Annotated in this window: 17 protein-coding genes and 1 tRNA gene; 13 read left to right on the forward strand and 5 right to left on the reverse strand. The window is 42.1% G+C overall.

What is annotated here, in order from left to right; translation table 11 throughout:
• Window positions 1-60: 60 nt before the first annotated feature.
• Complete coding sequence (locus HGR01_RS13045; RefSeq protein ID WP_228045727.1) at window positions 61-1,269, forward strand: MFS transporter; 1,209 nt, start codon at window positions 61-63, stop codon at window positions 1,267-1,269.
• A gap of 45 nt (window positions 1,270-1,314) precedes the next feature.
• Here HGR01_RS13045 and HGR01_RS13050 read toward each other — a convergent pair.
• Window positions 1,315-1,388: transfer RNA gene (locus HGR01_RS13050), tRNA-Arg, on the reverse strand.
• A gap of 37 nt (window positions 1,389-1,425) precedes the next feature.
• Between HGR01_RS13050 and moaC the strand changes: the two genes are divergently transcribed.
• The 8 genes from moaC (at window position 1,426) to HGR01_RS13090 (ending at window position 7,004) form a co-directional block, all read left to right on the forward strand.
• On the forward strand, window positions 1,426-1,935 hold the full coding sequence (gene moaC / locus HGR01_RS13055) for a cyclic pyranopterin monophosphate synthase MoaC (RefSeq protein WP_045874032.1): 510 nt from the start codon (window positions 1,426-1,428) through the stop codon (window positions 1,933-1,935).
• 678 nt (window positions 1,936-2,613) lie between these two features.
• Window positions 2,614-3,813 (forward strand): hypothetical protein, encoded by a 1,200-nt coding sequence (locus HGR01_RS13060; RefSeq protein WP_045874031.1) that lies wholly within the window; start codon window positions 2,614-2,616, stop codon window positions 3,811-3,813.
• Window positions 3,810-4,196: a response regulator gene (locus HGR01_RS13065; RefSeq protein WP_045874030.1), complete on the forward strand. Its 387-nt coding sequence runs from the start codon at window positions 3,810-3,812 to the stop codon at window positions 4,194-4,196. The genes HGR01_RS13060 and HGR01_RS13065 overlap by 4 nt, the downstream gene beginning before the upstream one ends.
• A 259-nt stretch (window positions 4,197-4,455) precedes the next feature.
• Entirely contained in the window at window positions 4,456-4,713 is a 258-nt protein-coding gene (locus HGR01_RS13070; protein WP_045874029.1) for a 2TM domain-containing protein, read from the forward strand.
• A 120-nt stretch (window positions 4,714-4,833) separates the two neighbouring features.
• On the forward strand, window positions 4,834-5,142 hold the full coding sequence (locus HGR01_RS13075; RefSeq protein WP_045874028.1) for a DUF3181 family protein: 309 nt from the start codon (window positions 4,834-4,836) through the stop codon (window positions 5,140-5,142).
• A 407-nt stretch (window positions 5,143-5,549) separates the two neighbouring features.
• Complete coding sequence (locus tag HGR01_RS13080) at window positions 5,550-5,756, forward strand: hypothetical protein (RefSeq protein WP_045874027.1); 207 nt, start codon at window positions 5,550-5,552, stop codon at window positions 5,754-5,756.
• A gap of 71 nt (window positions 5,757-5,827) precedes the next feature.
• Window positions 5,828-6,037, forward strand: coding sequence for a hypothetical protein (locus HGR01_RS13085; protein WP_045874026.1), 210 nt, complete (start codon window positions 5,828-5,830; stop codon window positions 6,035-6,037).
• A gap of 232 nt (window positions 6,038-6,269) precedes the next feature.
• On the forward strand, window positions 6,270-7,004 hold the full coding sequence (locus HGR01_RS13090) for a hypothetical protein (RefSeq protein WP_045874025.1): 735 nt from the start codon (window positions 6,270-6,272) through the stop codon (window positions 7,002-7,004).
• A gap of 224 nt (window positions 7,005-7,228) precedes the next feature.
• Here HGR01_RS13090 and HGR01_RS13095 read toward each other — a convergent pair whose 3' ends face one another.
• Entirely contained in the window at window positions 7,229-7,570 is a 342-nt protein-coding gene (locus HGR01_RS13095) for a COG3650 family protein (protein ID WP_228045728.1), read from the reverse strand.
• A gap of 133 nt (window positions 7,571-7,703) precedes the next feature.
• Between HGR01_RS13095 and HGR01_RS13100 the strand changes: the two genes are divergently transcribed.
• Both HGR01_RS13100 and HGR01_RS13105 read left to right on the forward strand, forming a co-directional pair.
• On the forward strand, window positions 7,704-8,237 hold the full coding sequence (locus HGR01_RS13100) for a J domain-containing protein (RefSeq protein ID WP_045874023.1): 534 nt from the start codon (window positions 7,704-7,706) through the stop codon (window positions 8,235-8,237).
• 21 nt (window positions 8,238-8,258) lie between these two features.
• Window positions 8,259-8,531 carry a DUF3143 domain-containing protein gene (locus tag HGR01_RS13105; RefSeq protein ID WP_045874022.1) on the forward strand — a complete coding sequence of 91 codons (273 nt, stop codon included), beginning with the start codon at window positions 8,259-8,261 and terminating at the stop codon, window positions 8,529-8,531.
• A gap of 451 nt (window positions 8,532-8,982) precedes the next feature.
• Here HGR01_RS13105 and HGR01_RS13110 read toward each other — a convergent pair whose 3' ends face one another.
• From HGR01_RS13110 to lysA, 3 genes are all read right to left on the reverse strand, one after another.
• Window positions 8,983-9,732 (reverse strand): isoprenyl transferase, encoded by a 750-nt coding sequence (locus HGR01_RS13110; protein WP_045874021.1) that lies wholly within the window; start codon window positions 9,730-9,732, stop codon window positions 8,983-8,985.
• Window positions 9,729-10,673 (reverse strand): diadenylate cyclase CdaA, encoded by a 945-nt coding sequence (gene cdaA / locus HGR01_RS13115; RefSeq protein ID WP_045874020.1) that lies wholly within the window; start codon window positions 10,671-10,673, stop codon window positions 9,729-9,731. The genes HGR01_RS13110 and cdaA overlap by 4 nt, the downstream gene beginning before the upstream one ends.
• 123 nt (window positions 10,674-10,796) lie before the next feature.
• On the reverse strand, window positions 10,797-12,200 hold the full coding sequence (gene lysA, locus HGR01_RS13120) for a diaminopimelate decarboxylase (RefSeq protein WP_045874019.1): 1,404 nt from the start codon (window positions 12,198-12,200) through the stop codon (window positions 10,797-10,799).
• A 91-nt stretch (window positions 12,201-12,291) separates the two neighbouring features.
• Here lysA and rimI point away from each other — a divergent pair, with 91 nt between their 5' ends.
• Both rimI and HGR01_RS13130 read left to right on the forward strand, forming a co-directional pair.
• Complete coding sequence (gene rimI / locus HGR01_RS13125; RefSeq protein WP_045874018.1) at window positions 12,292-12,843, forward strand: ribosomal protein S18-alanine N-acetyltransferase; 552 nt, start codon at window positions 12,292-12,294, stop codon at window positions 12,841-12,843.
• A gap of 515 nt (window positions 12,844-13,358) precedes the next feature.
• Entirely contained in the window at window positions 13,359-15,827 is a 2,469-nt protein-coding gene (locus HGR01_RS13130; protein ID WP_045874017.1) for an ATP-dependent Clp protease ATP-binding subunit, read from the forward strand.
• Window positions 15,828-15,854 lie beyond the last annotated feature (27 nt).

The following is a 15,854-nucleotide window of genomic DNA, read 5'->3' on the forward strand; positions in this document are numbered from 1 at the left end:
ATAGCTGTAATGCCATAAATCTATTTTTTAATCAGTAAGTTAAAATTAAAGGCTGAAGTATTGAAAAATCAATATATATTACTGTCTTTATTTGCAGCAGGTTTATTATTCTGGTCTAGCTTGGCTGCTTTGTTACCAACGCTACCACTTTATATGGAAGATGTGGGCGCAACTAAGCAACAAATAGGTATTGTGCTTGGTTGTTTTGCTATTGGAATGTTACTATTTCGCTCCGTGTTTGGGCATTTAGCAGACCAAAGGGGACGGAAAATAGTCTTAATAATTGGGATGTTAGTGAATGCGATCTCACCTCTGGGTTACATATTAGTACAATCAATTCCGGGGTTAATGGCAGTGCGGGCGTTTCATGGGCTAAGTGTTGCAGCTTTTACAACTGGTTACTTAGCATTGGTAGCAGATTTAGCACCAGAAAAAAATCGTGGTGAAATCATGGGCTACATGAGTTTGGTAACTCCCATTGGTGCAGCTATTGGCCCCGCTTTGGGAGGTTATTTACAAGCAACCAGTGGTTACACGCTGTTATTTTTACTATCTACAGGATTGGCGGGGATGGGTTTATTGTGTATTGTTCCGATTGTTAATCCTCCAATCCACAAGCAAAACAAAACTGATAGTAATCAGGGCAAATTTTGGCAATTATTATTCAGTCCCAGAGTTAGAGTTTTAGCCAGCATTATGCTGATGATTGGCTTGGCGTTTGGGGCTTTGCATACCTTTGTACCTTTATTTATTAAAGCCGCGCGAGTAGATTTAAACCCAGGCTTATTCTATACAGCTGGCGCACTTGCTAGTTTTAGCGTCCGCTTTTTCACTGGTAAAGCGAGCGATCGCTATGGTAGAGGTTTATTTATTACTCTCAGCCTCTTTATTTATGCAATTTCGATGCTCATACTAGCTTTTGCTACCACCGCCAATATTTTCTTAATCGCGGGAACTTTAGAGGGTGCGGGTTCTGGTATCCTCATGCCTATGATTTCTACAGTAATTGCCGATCGCTCTCTGCCGCAAGAAAGGGGAAGGGTATTTTCACTTTGTATTATGGGGTTAGATTTTGGTATTGCGATCGCTGGCCCAATTTTTGGTTCACTTGCTGAACAAGTTGGGTACCGCAATATGTTTAGTTTTTGCGGTGGCTTAACTGTGCTGGCGCTGTTAATTTTCCTAACTCAAGGCAATAAAAACTTTGCTGATTCCCTGCGCTTTGCCTTGGGTCGTAGCAAAGATGCTTATTCCCTGAATCAATCTTGATAAAAAGAAGAAGACCCAATCTTTGATTGGGTCTTCTTCTTTTAACGGGCGAGGAGGGATTCGAACCCCCGACACCGTGGTCCGTAGCCACGTGCTCTAGTCCACTGAGCTACACGCCCCTGTCAGAAAATTATATTAACACGTTCTTTAAAAATCATGCAAGACAATTTTGCTGCTAATTTTCCTAACCTCACTCATCTCGACCAACAAGGACAGGCACAAATGGTAGATGTGTCGGCGAAAGTGGCTACTGTACGCCAAGCTGTAGCTGCTGCTCAGGTGCGAATGCTACCGGAAACTTTTACCGCCATTCAAGCTGGGAATGCTCCCAAAGGCGATGTCCTAGGTACTGCAAGGATAGCGGGAATTATGGCTGCAAAACAAACAGCTAATTTAATTCCGTTATGCCATCCTTTGCCGTTGCAGAAAGTTGAAGTCGAAGTGATACCAGATTCCCAACTCCCCGGCTATCAAATTCAGGCTACCGTCAAAACCAAAGCCGAAACTGGCGTAGAGATGGAAGCTTTAACTGCTGTCTCTGTGGCAGCTTTAACTTTATACGATATGGCAAAAGCCTTAGAAAAATCCATTCAAATTGAATCAATTCGCTTAATTAGCAAAAGTGGCGGAAAATCCGGAGATTATTCCGCAAGAATTAGTGGCTAAGTGCCAAAAATTTCTGTGGTGGTTGGGGTAAAGGGTAAAGGGGAAGGGGTAAGGGAACTCAAAAAAATAAATTATTCCGTTCAAGTCGTTGACTGTTGACTGTTAACTGTGAACCGTCAACAGTCAACAATGAACAATAGCAAAGGAAGGAAATAATACAGTTAAAATCAAAAAAATAACCGCTATACATGAAATTCCTGATGAGATTTTTACTCATAAAATTCAAGTTCAAAGGAATTTATTTGTCTCATGATTTTTCCAATTGGTATTAGAGAGTAATAAAATTTGATTTATTTAATTTGTTTTTGTAAAAGGTGAAATTCTGTTAAAAACTCCTAAATGATAGTTGATAATTCGTAACCTAAAGCATAAATCTTAAATCAATATGTGATTTAATAGACATTGACAAATTCAAACTGAACATCAATAGTATTATTCATGCTATTTTCTGAAGTGTTGGCTGTACAAAAAGAGAGAATCTCTGCTGTATAAAGCTGGCATCATCAGAGTTAGCCAAATCGAAATCCAGGATATTAAATCAAAAATTGCAAATTAAAAGCAGCAGAGTTGATTATTAGTAGCTGAAAATTTTCGCTCAATATCAGCAAATAAAATTACAAATTTAAATTGCAAAATTAAAAGACAAAAGCAACATTACACATCACTAAATCCTAATTTATGCCACATCTAGAGAGTGATGCCGTCGAAGCAGGACGTTTATACAGAACTACTGGTGCAATAGCCTCTCATAAGTTGCGATCGCCAGTTTATCGCGCTTGGGAAAGATCCCACCTGCAAGGAGCTAACCCTCTGGCGTTACAAGCAGAACAATTATCTAGGCGAGACACAGAGCATCTGCTCCAAAGAAATAATTATTTAATTGATGTAGTGCGTCCCTATTTCCGAATGCTATCACAGGCGGCAGGGCAAGAACGCCATGCGATCATGTTAGGCGATCGCCAAGCTATTCTATTAGATGTAATTGGTGATGAGCAGACTGTCAACGGGCCAGAACCCTTTCCGCAACCAGGTTCTTTACTGTCAGAAGCTGTGGCTGGCGCTAATGGGATTGGCACACCTTTAGCAGAAGAAAATTACGTAGAAATTATTTCCGCAGAGCATTTTATCGAAGGATTTCAGCCTTTTATTTGCCAAGGTATACCACTGCGAAACGATAAACAAGAAATTGTTGGAGTGTTGAGTATTTCTTTGCGGCGTGCAGATGCGAGAAAACGCCTGAAAGAAATATTGCGATGTGCTTCCCATGCTATTGAAGCCGAATTTGCGATCGCAAATTTAGAAACAGATGTTCATCGTGTACTAGCTTCACAACCAGACGAATATGAGCCATTAGAAGAATTACGCCAGGATTTGATTCAAGTACATCAAGCCGCACGCTTAAAACTTGAGGTGATCTCGCGGATGGTGGCTGTTAATCGCTGGGAGTATGCAGCGCAGCTACTCAAACAAGCAGAACAATCCATTGAAATCTTTCGCCGTCGCGCTCATATTTGGCGCAATTTGGCATCATTAGAGACTGGTAGCGTTCAATCTCTGCCACTCATTGAGAGTATCAATGATGTGATAGAGATTTTATCTACAGAAGTTGCTATTCGTAAAATTGAAATTGTGGCTAATTGGAAAGAGGAAATTACAGTGCTTGCCGATCCTCAAACTCTGTTACGTAATATATTGCGTTGTTTTTTCCAAGCTTTTGAACTTGCAGGTCAAAATGGGACAATAGAACTATCAATAAACAAGGTGCAAAATGCTCAATTCGCACAAGTAAATTTTATGGCAAGTTCAGCAATAAATATTGACCATTCGCAATTAACTCCGTATAGTCTTTGCTTATCCATAGCCAAAACCAAGTTATGAGCCTTCAAAGTTTAGCAAAGCGCAAATTGGTAATTGCAGACGATGACAGCGACAGTCGCACCATGCTGGCTTTTTTACTTGAGCAAGAAGGGTGGGAGGTAAGAGAAGCAAAAGATGGTAAAGAAGCCTTAGAACAAGTTCTGGCACAACAACCAGACTTATTAATTTTAGATAATAGAATGCCAGAACTGACTGGCGCTGAAGTTTATCAAAATCTCCAGGCTAGAGGAATTAAGTTAGCAGTTGTATTAGTGACTGCTTATAACCAAGTGGATGAATTAGCTTCATCTCTGGGTATTTCTTATTTTGTCAATAAACCCTATGACATTAAAAAACTGCTCACAACCATAGAATCTGCTTACGAAAATTCGCCATCTTCTTAAAAGTAGGGCTAACGCGCTCAACCTCCACGCCTCAAATTAAGATATGAAAATATATATTTCTGTGTTCTCTATTTCCTATTTTCAAGAAAGTCATTCATAAAAGGTTTTGCCACTATCAAGCAAGATAATCTTTCCTATCTATGCCCAATGCCCCATGCCCAATGCCCCATGCCCCATGCCCATTTTCTCACTCTAATAGCAACTGCACCCCGAACACCCTTAGAATAAGTAGGTGTGTCACAATCTGTAACAAATATTTATGCCTCCTCGTTGGCCTACCAAACCCGATCGCAAAGACCCAGCCTACCGCAAAATTGATGACAGAATGAATTTCGCTGTTCACGTAGCGATCGCAGCTACGATTAACTCTGGGTTGTGGTTTGTCCACAATCTCAAAGCAACTAACTGGGAATGGCTGCCTTGGTTAACAGTCAGTTGGATTGTGGTATTGTCGGTGCATCTGCTTTATATTAGTGCGATCGCTAACTATTCCGATACGCCACCAAAATCCACCTGAAGACGGACTGTTAATGCTGGGGCGATTGTAACCTGTGACTGTAGAGATAGCCTAACCAATTGAGCGATAATGAGAAAGAGCCTGAGAGTTAACGCTCTTTGTTGATATGGGGTGATTTTTATGGCTAAGACTAACACCACAGAACTGCTAGAAGCCCTAGCAGCCGAAATTGGTGACAATGTTTACATTGATATTGCTAAGTGGCATCTTTATTTATCCAATGCCAAACTGCATACCGTTGTTGCCGAACAGCTCTATCCTCTAATTACTTCTAATAGTGTTACCGAAAACCGTGTGACAGCAGTATTAGAATCAATTCCTGTCAAAATTGGCGGTGGTAGAAAGGAAATCCCTTTAATAGATTTACTCCCACTGCAATGCCAGGTTAACTTAGTAGATATTTTAGAAAAATATCAACGAGAAATTTAACTTTCTTCTCGATCAGGAGCTATGTTACTTGTTCCTTTGTCAGCAGTGCTGAGTCAAGAGTCCTGATTACTGAGGCTTGAGTAGGGCCACTCACCCAGCATTCAGAACTTTTAACTCAGCACTTTTTGTTTAATACCTACTAGAACAAGTTATAGGTAATATCAGTACATACTGTTTGATGGCAATAAATCCTCAGTTTGAACTTGGCAATGAATAGTAATTAATCAGAAGTGTAAAGGCCATCTTTTGATGCTGAAAATACCTAAGTTTTGTTAAATAAGCAGTTAATAAATAAAAAATCCTGAGAAAATAAGATTGGGCAACAATCCCATAGTCATCTCATTAGACAATCAACGCAGTAAAAGTGAGCAATTCTGAAGTTATAAGATTACATACTTTGATTGTCAGTGACAGATATTAATTTGCCCAACTGCTTGATTAACTGGTGCGTAGTAGACTTAGAAGATTTAATTCAAAGTGTGTCTAACTTTTCTCTATATGGCGAGAAAAGCAACGCCCAATCCAATACCTTATATCCTTATCTATCAGATAAAAGTAATAGAATTACCAGCATCTTTTCTGCCAAGAGAGAGTTTTCTCGAACCCATGATTAGTGATAAAAATGGGTGAGGCAATTTGTCGCATACGAAAAATTTACTGAGCAATTAATTGAGGATTAACAAATATGTTTTTACAACTCAAAGATACTGGAGATTTAGTCAAAATAGTTGATGTACAAGAATTACTTGACCCTAATAATGATACTATTCACGGACAAGATCAAGAAGGTCAAGAAGAACAAGAAACAGATATCTTCAAAAAAGATGAGTTAGTTTTTCCTTCAGGTGAAAGCTTACCGCGCTGTTGGTTAGATGCTAACTATAGAAAAGCCTAATCACAATTTATTTGTAGGATGCGTTACTTAGTCCTTAACGCATCCTACTGCGCCGATGTAGTTTATTTTTCCTTAACACATCAAACGTAATAGGCAGTGCGTTACGCTATCAGTAACGCACTGCCTATTGGCGTGGCAATTTTTAACAAAAATTATTGAAATGGTGTAAAAATTAAGCTATTATACCAAAAATATTAAGTAATAACCGAAGTAAAAATTAGAGAAAAAATATATGACCCAAAGCTTAGAAGTTCAAGAATTTGTCATAGCGATCGCAGTTAGGCAGCATAACCCTGCGGTTTTGACACCAGACTTTCTCAAATATAGTGGTATTGTTCCTAGTGATTGGGAATTAGGCAGACAGCCCATTGTGACAAACTCTGCAGCTCAAGTTGTCTATCAAAATGGTATCAGTATAACTGCGGAAGTTAATAGAATTGTTTTCTCGGAGCCAATTCCTACTAAAGAATTGCAAGATGTATCTATTCCTGCAATAGCTCGCAAGTATGTTGAGACACTAACTCAAGTTAATTATCAAGCAGTTAGTATTAGTTTTAGAGGCTACGTGATTTTCGAGCAGAACAACATAGCCCATAACTATATCTTTGGTAAACTGCTACAATCAGGCCCTTGGAAAGAGTTTGGTACGGCACCTGTGCAAGCTGCATTGCGGTTTATTTATACCCTTCAGGATACGCAACTATTCTTAGATATTAATGAAGTTGGGCTACAATTACCTGACAAAACCCAACTGCCAGCAATTTTATTTTCCGCTAATTTTAGCCATGCGATCGCTCAAGACGATCCGAAAACGCGTTTAGCTAACCTAGTACAAGTTATAGGTAAATGGCAGACTGACTTAGCTACTTACCAAGAAGTAGTGAATACCAAGTTTTTAGGCTCACAGAACTATCAAATCAACATAGCGCCAGATGAACCTTTGATATTTCCCAAAGAAGTAAGTTAATCACGGAATCTGAGAAAATCTAAAAATTGAATTTTTGAGAAATAGGATAACAGTAAACGTAAAATAAATAAATAGGACTTACGCAAAAGTCACGTAATTACGTCATTACGAGCGCAGCGACGTAATCGCCTGAGATTCTGGGATTGCTTCCCTACACTTTGTTCCGGTCGCAATGACAAATTTTGCTTGCGTAAGTCCTGATAAATTTACTGTTATCCTGTCTTTTATTTCTTCTCAGCACAACCCTCAAAAACTTGATTACCCAGAATGAAAATTGCTGAGTAAGGATAGTTTTTATCTGACATTCCATCACTACAAGTATCGACTTGCTTGATGATTAATATACTGTTTATCCTATTTTTTAAGCGGTAAACACGTACTAAATCTGCTGGACGGCCTTGTGCTGTTAAAGGTTTAATGTACGGAAAGGTTTGTTTCGGCTTGTCAGGGGAAGAGTAAATAATTGCGCTTTTACCTACAGTTACGCTCCAAAATGGTTCTGTACCCCTAGCAATGAACTCTTCGCTCTTGCTATTTTGTGCAACAACTAGATGATTGCTATACATCGATAACAAAGTGATTCCCAACCCAAAAAACGTAATGGATGAGAGGCAGGTTTTCATCATAAATTGAGGTTTACAATATTAAGAAAAACTTGATCGCAAGGTGACTCAATCAGCCGTGAATCAACATGGGGCAATGCCACAAAGCAGCGAACCCACATATTACTCCCTGCTAGGACTGCATCCCTCGGCATCGGTAATCGACATCCGTCGAGCGTACCGAGAACTGAGTAAACGCTATCATCCTGATACTACCGATTTACCTGCTACTCTTGCTACAGCTAAATTTCAGCGACTCAATGAAGCATACGCTACTTTGAGTAACCCAGAACGTAGGTTAAATTACGACTTAAAAATCGGCTATTCCCGCTTTGGAGTGATTCAAGCACCTGCCGATTTGAACCATCCCGTGCAGAAGACCTATGACTGGTCAAAATCTGCTTACTTAGATGCTAGCGATCGCCCACTCTCATCGGGGGAAATCTTTGCATTATTTATGCTAGTGTTAACGTTTTTGGGTTGTCTGTTACTCGCGATCGCTATTGGTTTAACCCGTGGTGAGGCGGCTTTTCAAACACAACAGCTTCCACAACCTGTTACAAGTCAGCAGCAAATTCACCAAACGGCACCATCAGCCAGCTTTTTGGGAATTGAAAATCACTTTTGTTAATGTGTAATTTTAAACTTAATCATGTCTTTTCTTCCTCCAGATGCACCCTTATATAACCACACCCTGCCACAAATTGAGCAGTGGTTAAAAGACCAAGGCTGTCAACAAAATGAAGCAGAGTTACATTGTTGGCACGTAAAACGCCCTACTTGGCAAGCTGATCTCTCCCTTGATGTTGAGCAACTAACAGTGCGCTATATCGAAGCCGGAGAAAATCACCAAGACATCCTCCGTTCATTTAAATATTCCCTCAGCCGGGAAGATATTGAGCAAGCGGTTTTTGCTGGGCCATAAGGGATCGGGTAATTGGTAATTGGTAATGGGTAATGAGTAATGAGTAATGAGTAATGAGTAATGAGTAATGAGTAATGAGTAATGAGTAATGGGTAATGAGTAATGGGTAATGAGTAATGAGTAATGAGTAATGAGTAATGGGTAATGAGTAATGAGTAATGGGTAATGAGTAATGAGTAATGGGTAATGAGTAATGAGTAATGAGTAATGGGTAATGAGTAATGAGTAATGGGTAATGAGTAATGAGTAATGAGTAATGAGTAATGAGTAATGGGTAATGAGTAATGAGTAATGAGTAATGGGTAATGGGTGTTTATTATTTCTCCCTAATCTCCCTTATCCACCTCATCTCCCACCCTGCGGGAAGCCGCAAAGCGTCTACATCTCCCCAATCCCCAGTCCCCAATCCCCAGTCCCCAGTCCCCAGTCCCCAATCCCCAATCCCCAACCCCTAAACCGCACCAAACCGCCGTTCCCGTTGCTGATAAGCACACAAAGCGCGGTGGAATTCTACGCGGTCAAAATCTGGCCAGAGTGTTTCAGTAATATAAAATTCACCATAAGCCATTTGCCATAAAAGGAAATTTGAGAGGCGCATTTCGCCACTAGTACGTATTAATAAATCTGGATCGGCAATACCTGCTGTATATAAGTGGCGTTCAAATACCGCCTCATCAATTTCATCGGGTTGAATTAGACCTTGTTGAACTTTTTGGGCGATCGCCCGACAAGCCTGTAAAATTTCTTGCCGTCCACCATAATTGGTGGCTACTGTAAACCGGATACTGCGATTATCCTTAGTTTCTGCCATTGAACGGGAAATTTCTTCTTGGAGCGATCGCGGTAGTGCATTCAAATTCCCCACGAACTGAATTTGCACGTTCTCTTCCACCATTTCCCGCAGTTCTTGGCGTAAAACTCTTTGAAATAGAGTCATCAAAAAATCAACTTCTTCTTGGGGTCTTTTCCAGTTTTCTGTGGAAAAAGCGTAAGCTGTTAACGCCTGAATTCCCCAATCTTTACAACAACGCAGCAAATCTTTGAGTGCATCTACTCCCCGTTTATGACCCATAATCCGGGGTAGACCTTGACGTTTAGCCCATCGACCATTGCCATCCATAATCACCGCAACGTGTTTGGGCAGTAATTCTCGTTTTAAGCCAGGGGGCAAATCTTGTAATTCAGTTTGTTGTGCTTTCATTTTTTATCTCGAGAGGCGGTCGTTCGCGTAGCGCGTCGAAGACGTGGTAATCCTAGTAACCTTGAAACCAGTACTAGTGCCTTAGTATTAAGCTGACGACCCAAGCTTAACAAACCAGGAGCCACAGCTTCCCGATCTACCGTTGGGGATAAAAGAGCTTCTAATGACTCTTTTAGTTTCCTAATCGTCAGAGGTCTATTGAGAATTCCCCGCTCAGCTAAGGAAATAGAACCAGTTTCTTCTGATACAACAACACAGATGCAATTTTCGACCCGCTCAGTAATTCCCATCGCAGCCCGGTGGCGTGTACCCAACTGGCGCGAGGCTGTGCGTCCCGAAAGTGGTAAAATTATACCCGATGCAATAATCCGTGAGCCACGTATCAAGGTTGCCCCATCGTGTAATAAAGTTTTCGGTTGAAATATAGTTTGTATTAATTCTTTAGTAACCTCAGCATTCAGTTTCACTCCTGGTACAGAAAAATCTCGCTCGTCAATCGGGCCTGTTGTTTCCACAATCAATAAAGCGCCAATTCGGTTTTTTGACAGTTCTTTGACAGCATCAACAATCTCATCAATTACACTGTCAGATTTAGGTACTGCCAAACTGGAGGGATGAAACAACTGGCGGAATTCGCCGCGCCCTAATTGTTCTAAAAAACGCCGAAACTCTGACTGGAGTGCCACTGCCATTGCTACAGCACAGCCAATAACCAACTTTTCTAGTACGAAATTTAAGAGTGGTAGCCCCAACCTATTACTTAGTGCTGAAGCCAACATTAATATAATAAATCCCCGTACCATCCACAGCGTTCGGCGCTCACTAATAATAACTAGTATCATGTAGGTCAGCGCCAATACTAATACGATATCCAGAGTCCCAAGCAGCAAGGACTGCGACCATCCCAGGTTTGTCAGCCATTGCTTCCACCAATCTCTCATGACATCTGGATTAATATTTTGCCTCTAAAATACAGTGAATTAATAGTCCAGAGTCAAGAGTAAAAAGTCAAGAGTGAACATTTATTAACTCCGGACTTTGAACATTTGACCTTGGACGTTGAACTATTTCTTGAGCCTTTCTGGTAGGCAATCTTGCCTAATTAAGTCCTGATAAGTTTCGCGTTGCAAAATTAAATTTGCTTCGCCGTTTGAGACTACAACAGCTGCCGGTCGGGGTAAGCGATTGTAGTTAGATGCCATACTGTAATTGTAAGCACCAGTTCCCATAACTACGAGAATATCCCCAGGTTCAGTTTGTGGGAGTTGGGCATTTTTAATCAAAATATCCCCAGATTCACAGTGCTTACCAGCAATTGTGACAGTTTCTGTCAAGGGAGCAGAAATTTTGTTAGCGACCACAGCCCGGTACTCTGATTGGTAGGTAATGGGTCGTGGATTGTCTGACATACCTCCATCTACTGCTATGTAAGTACGGATTTCCGGAATTACCTTTGATGAACCTATTGTATAAGCAGTTACACAAGCTGTGGCAATCAGCGATCGCCCTGGTTCCGATAATAACTTGGGTAAAGGTAGATTTTCTGCTGCACAAGCTGTTTGCACTACATCACAAATCGCTTTGACCCATTCATCAATACTTGGTGGATCGTCTGATTCTACATAGCGAATGCCTAAACCACCGCCAACATTTAGCTCTGTCACATTTAAACCGTACTTGGCTGCATCCCGCAACCACTGCACCATGACCGCCGCTAAATCCTGATGGGGCTGGCGTTCAAAAATTTGAGAACCAATGTGAGCGTGTAAACCAGCACAATTCAAGGCTGATTGCTTACTAACAAAGGTAAACACCTCATCCAAATCATTTGGATCGAAGCCAAATTTACTATCTAAGTGTCCCGTGCGGATGTACTCATGAGTGTGACACTCAATACCTGGTGTCAAGCGCAACATAATCCGAATGGGTAGCGGGAAGGAATTTTCTCCTTGCTCCTCTGCTATTTCCACTAAGGTTTTTAACTCATACCAGTTATCCACCACAATGGTGACACCAGACTCAATCGCTAAAATTAACTCTGAGCGAGATTTATTATTGCCGTGGAGGTAAATTTTTTCTGGGCTAACCCCAGCGCTGAGGGCGGTGTAGAGTTCTCCCCCAGACACGACATCGATTCCCAAGCCTTCATCAGCGACAATCGCACAAACTGCTAAACAATTCCAAGCTTTAGAAGCATAAAGTACTTGAGATTCTCCCTGATAATATTGCTGGAAAGCATCTCGATATTGCTGACAAGCCGAACGCAGGGTTTCTTCATCTAAAATATATAAAGGCGAGCCAAACTGCTTTATTAGGGTTGTGATATCACACCCACCAATTTCTAGGCAGCCATGACTATTTACTTGAGCCGTCAAGGGTAAAAGTTCTTGATTAGGCGAAGTGCTACGCCTTGCAGGTAAATATTGACTACCAGCCTGTTGAACCCCAGTGGGGTGAGTCGATACCATAACTATAAGAGTTGTCCTTGTTCAAATTATGGGCGTGAGTGAGTCTCCCGATTCCCAGTTTACAAAGGGTTTGTAATCTTATCCAATAACTGTGATCTCATTAGAGTTAAAACTGCAATTACTGACATCAGACGATCTCAGCGCAATCCTAGAACTGGATAAAGCTTGTTTTGGCGGTCTTTGGACAATGGAAGGCTACCAACGAGAGTTAGATAGTCCCAACAGTGTTTTACTAGGCTTATTTTCCCCGGCTTCTAGCTTAAGTTTGCTAGGAATGGGTTGTTTTTGGTCAATTTTAGAAGAAGCCCACATTACGATTTTGGCAGTACATCCCCAATATCACTGTCAAGGTTTAGGACAAGCTTTACTTTATTCCCTTCTCAAGACAGCTAGCGATCGCGGTTTGGAGCGAGCTACCCTCGAAGTTCGAGCTTCCAACCTAGCGGCTATATCTTTATATCAAAAATTTGGCTTCAAAACAGCTGGGCGACGACGGCGCTACTATCAGGACAATGGCGAAGACGCTTTAATTCTTTGGCTTCCCGACCTGCAATATCCCCAATTTCAAACAACTTTGCTCCAATGGGAGACAATGGTACGCGATCGCCTCAACAAATCCTCTTGGCAATTTCGGTTTTTGTAAAATTGGTCATTTGTCATTGGGTAATGGGTAATTGGTAATTGGGGTTTGTCATTTGTCTTCCTCATCTCCCTCATCCCCAATCCCCAATCCCCCTGATTCCCATGTAACTTTTGATGACTTTGCGGTTGACTTTTGGTCATCTTCATGAAAAAAATACACTTTCTTCAAGAAAATTTGATGAGTATTATTTATTTTTTAAAACTATTTAATTGAAAAAATAAATATATTTTTAATAATTCTTGACTTCACAAAATAGATATGTTAAGAATAAATGTTTGGAAGTGGCTATAAAACTAGACTTCCAGCGCTTTTTTGCGGGCAATTAGAGCTAAAAACGCTGTTTCTCTTGTTCTCCTCAGTACAACAGCCACACAAAAGTAATAAATATTCAGGAATTACGCCATCAACTTGGGTGATACCACTTAGATATCTTGATTTTTTTATACAGATATCCAAAAGCTTGGCCTGTGCTAAAATCAGCGTACCGGCACGACGCAGGTGATGGGAAAAATGCCATGTTTGAACGCTTCACAGAAAAAGCTATTAAGGTAATCATGCTGGCCCAAGAAGAGGCCCGCCGTTTAGGCCACAATTTCGTCGGCACTGAACAGATCCTCCTGGGTCTGATTGGTGAAGGGACAGGAGTTGCGGCCAAGGTGCTGAAATCAATGGGTGTCAATCTCAAAGATGCCCGAATTGAAGTAGAAAAAATCATAGGACGGGGTTCGGGCTTTGTTGCTGTGGAAATTCCCTTTACGCCACGGGCAAAGCGGGTTCTGGAACTATCTTTAGAAGAAGCGCGCCAATTAGGCCATAACTACATTGGCACCGAACATCTGCTGTTGGGCCTGATCCGAGAAGGGGAAGGTGTGGCAGCCAGGGTGTTGGAAAACCTCGGCGTGGATCTATCGAAGGTACGAACCCAAGTCATTCGGATGTTGGGCGAAACAGCTGAAGTCACCCAAGGAGGCCCCTCTGGGCGCACCAAAACTCCAACCTTGGATGAATTTGGTTCCAACCTCACCCAAATGGCAACCGACAACAAACTCGATCCTGTGGTGGGACGCGCCAAAGAAATCGAGCGAGTTATCCAAATATTGGGTCGCCGGACAAAAAATAACCCAGTGCTAATTGGTGAACCAGGGGTTGGTAAAACAGCGATCGCTGAAGGTTTAGCGAGCCGCATTGCCAACAAAGATGTCCCCGACATCCTGGAAGACAAGCGCGTAGTCACACTGGATATTGGTTTACTTGTAGCCGGAACCAAGTACCGGGGTGAATTTGAAGAACGCCTGAAGAAAATCATGGACGAAATTCGTCAGGCGGGTAACGTAATTCTCGTCATTGACGAGGTACACACCCTGATTGGTGCAGGTGCAGCCGAAGGCGCAATCGACGCTGCGAACATCCTCAAGCCAGCTTTGGCTAGAGGTGAGTTGCAATGTATTGGTGCAACCACCCTAGATGAATATCGCAAACACATCGAACGGGATGCAGCATTAGAGCGCCGCTTCCAACCAGTAATGGTAGGTGAACCCTCAGTTGATGAAACAATTGAGATTCTCTACGGTCTGCGCGATCGCTACGAGCAACACCACAAACTAAAAATTTCCGATGAAGCCTTGGTGGCGGCAGCGAAATTGTCTGATCGTTATATTAGCGATCGCTATCTGCCAGATAAAGCCATCGACTTAATCGACGAAGCAGGTTCCCGAGTCCGGTTGATTAACTCCCAATTGCCCCCCGCAGCTAAAGAGTTAGACAAAGAACTGCGCCAAATCTTAAAAGAAAAAGATGATGCAGTTCGCTCCCAAGACTTCGACCGCGCTGGAGAACTGCGCGATCGCGAAATGGAAATCAAAGCCGAAATTCGCGCGATCGCTCAAAGCAAAACCAATGCTTCTGGTAACGAAGGTCTAGAACCCGTAGTTACAGAAGAAGACATTGCCCACATCGTCGCATCCTGGACGGGAGTTCCGGTGAACAAGCTCACCGAATCCGAATCCGAGAAGCTGTTGCACATGGAAGACACCCTACATCAGCGCCTAATTGGACAAGAAGACGCTGTGAAGGCAGTTTCCCGAGCAATTCGCCGCGCTCGTGTCGGTTTGAAAAATCCCAATCGACCCATCGCCAGCTTTGTCTTCTCAGGGCCCACAGGCGTTGGTAAAACCGAATTAGCGAAATCCTTGGCTTCTTACTTCTTCGGTTCCGAGGAAGCAATGATTCGCCTAGATATGTCGGAATATATGGAGCGTCACACTGTCAGCAAACTGATCGGTTCACCTCCAGGTTACGTTGGCTATAACGAAGGCGGTCAGCTAACCGAAGCAGTAAGACGCAGACCTTACACCGTGGTGCTATTCGACGAAATCGAAAAAGCTCACCCCGATGTCTTCAACATGCTGCTGCAAATCTTAGAAGACGGTCGCTTAACCGATGCTAAAGGTCGCACCGTAGACTTTAAGAACACTCTGTTGATTTTGACATCTAACATCGGTTCCAAGGTAATTGAAAAAGGTGGTGGCGGTATCGGCTTCGAGTTTGCAGACGATGCTAGCGAATCGCAATACAACCGCATTCGCTCCTTGGTGAACGAAGAACTGAAGCAATACTTCCGTCCAGAGTTCCTCAACCGTTTAGATGAAATTATCGTCTTCCGTCAGTTGAGCAAGGCCGAAGTTACAGAAATCGCCGACATCATGCTCAAAGAAGTATTTGGTCGCCTGACCGAAAAAGGTATCACCTTAGAAGTCACCGACCGCTTCAAAGACCGCCTCATCCAAGAAGGCTACAGCCCCAGCTACGGCGCACGACCATTACGTCGAGCAATTATGCGCTTGTTAGAAGATAGCTTGGCTGAAGAGATTCTCTCTGGTCGCATTAAAGATGGCGATACAGCCCTGGTTGATGTTGATGAAAACGGTAACGTTCAAGTCAGTTCTCAACAGCGTCGGGAGTTATTATCCCAAGGTGCTGAGTAAAATTTAAAATTTAAAATTTGGGATTAA

It is taken from the genome of Tolypothrix sp. PCC 7712 (assembly GCF_025860405.1).
GTDB classification, from domain to species: Bacteria; Cyanobacteriota; Cyanobacteriia; order Cyanobacteriales; family Nostocaceae; genus Aulosira; species Aulosira diplosiphon.

What these genes read in the sequence shown, in the direction of transcription:
- HGR01_RS13060 (WP_045874031.1), top strand. Translation starts at nt 2,614, where the DNA reads ATGCCACATCTAGAGAGTGATGCCGTCGAAGCAGGACGTTTATACAGA.
- HGR01_RS13065 (WP_045874030.1), top strand. Translation starts at nt 3,810, where the DNA reads ATGAGCCTTCAAAGTTTAGCAAAGCGCAAATTGGTAATTGCAGACGAT.
- HGR01_RS13085 (WP_045874026.1), top strand. Translation starts at nt 5,828, where the DNA reads ATGTTTTTACAACTCAAAGATACTGGAGATTTAGTCAAAATAGTTGAT.
- HGR01_RS13110 (WP_045874021.1), bottom strand. Translation starts at nt 9,732, where the DNA reads ATGAAAGCACAACAAACTGAATTACAAGATTTGCCCCCTGGCTTAAAA.
- HGR01_RS13100 (WP_045874023.1), top strand. Translation starts at nt 7,704, where the DNA reads ATGCCACAAAGCAGCGAACCCACATATTACTCCCTGCTAGGACTGCAT.
- lysA (WP_045874019.1), bottom strand. Translation starts at nt 12,200, where the DNA reads ATGGTATCGACTCACCCCACTGGGGTTCAACAGGCTGGTAGTCAATAT.
- HGR01_RS13095 (WP_228045728.1), bottom strand. Translation starts at nt 7,570, where the DNA reads ATGTATAGCAATCATCTAGTTGTTGCACAAAATAGCAAGAGCGAAGAG.
- HGR01_RS13070 (WP_045874029.1), top strand. Translation starts at nt 4,456, where the DNA reads ATGCCTCCTCGTTGGCCTACCAAACCCGATCGCAAAGACCCAGCCTAC.
- HGR01_RS13090 (WP_045874025.1), top strand. Translation starts at nt 6,270, where the DNA reads ATGACCCAAAGCTTAGAAGTTCAAGAATTTGTCATAGCGATCGCAGTT.
- moaC (WP_045874032.1), top strand. Translation starts at nt 1,426, where the DNA reads ATGCAAGACAATTTTGCTGCTAATTTTCCTAACCTCACTCATCTCGAC.
- HGR01_RS13075 (WP_045874028.1), top strand. Translation starts at nt 4,834, where the DNA reads ATGGCTAAGACTAACACCACAGAACTGCTAGAAGCCCTAGCAGCCGAA.
- cdaA (WP_045874020.1), bottom strand. Translation starts at nt 10,673, where the DNA reads ATGAGAGATTGGTGGAAGCAATGGCTGACAAACCTGGGATGGTCGCAG.
- HGR01_RS13105 (WP_045874022.1), top strand. Translation starts at nt 8,259, where the DNA reads ATGTCTTTTCTTCCTCCAGATGCACCCTTATATAACCACACCCTGCCA.
- HGR01_RS13130 (WP_045874017.1), top strand. Translation starts at nt 13,359, where the DNA reads ATGTTTGAACGCTTCACAGAAAAAGCTATTAAGGTAATCATGCTGGCC.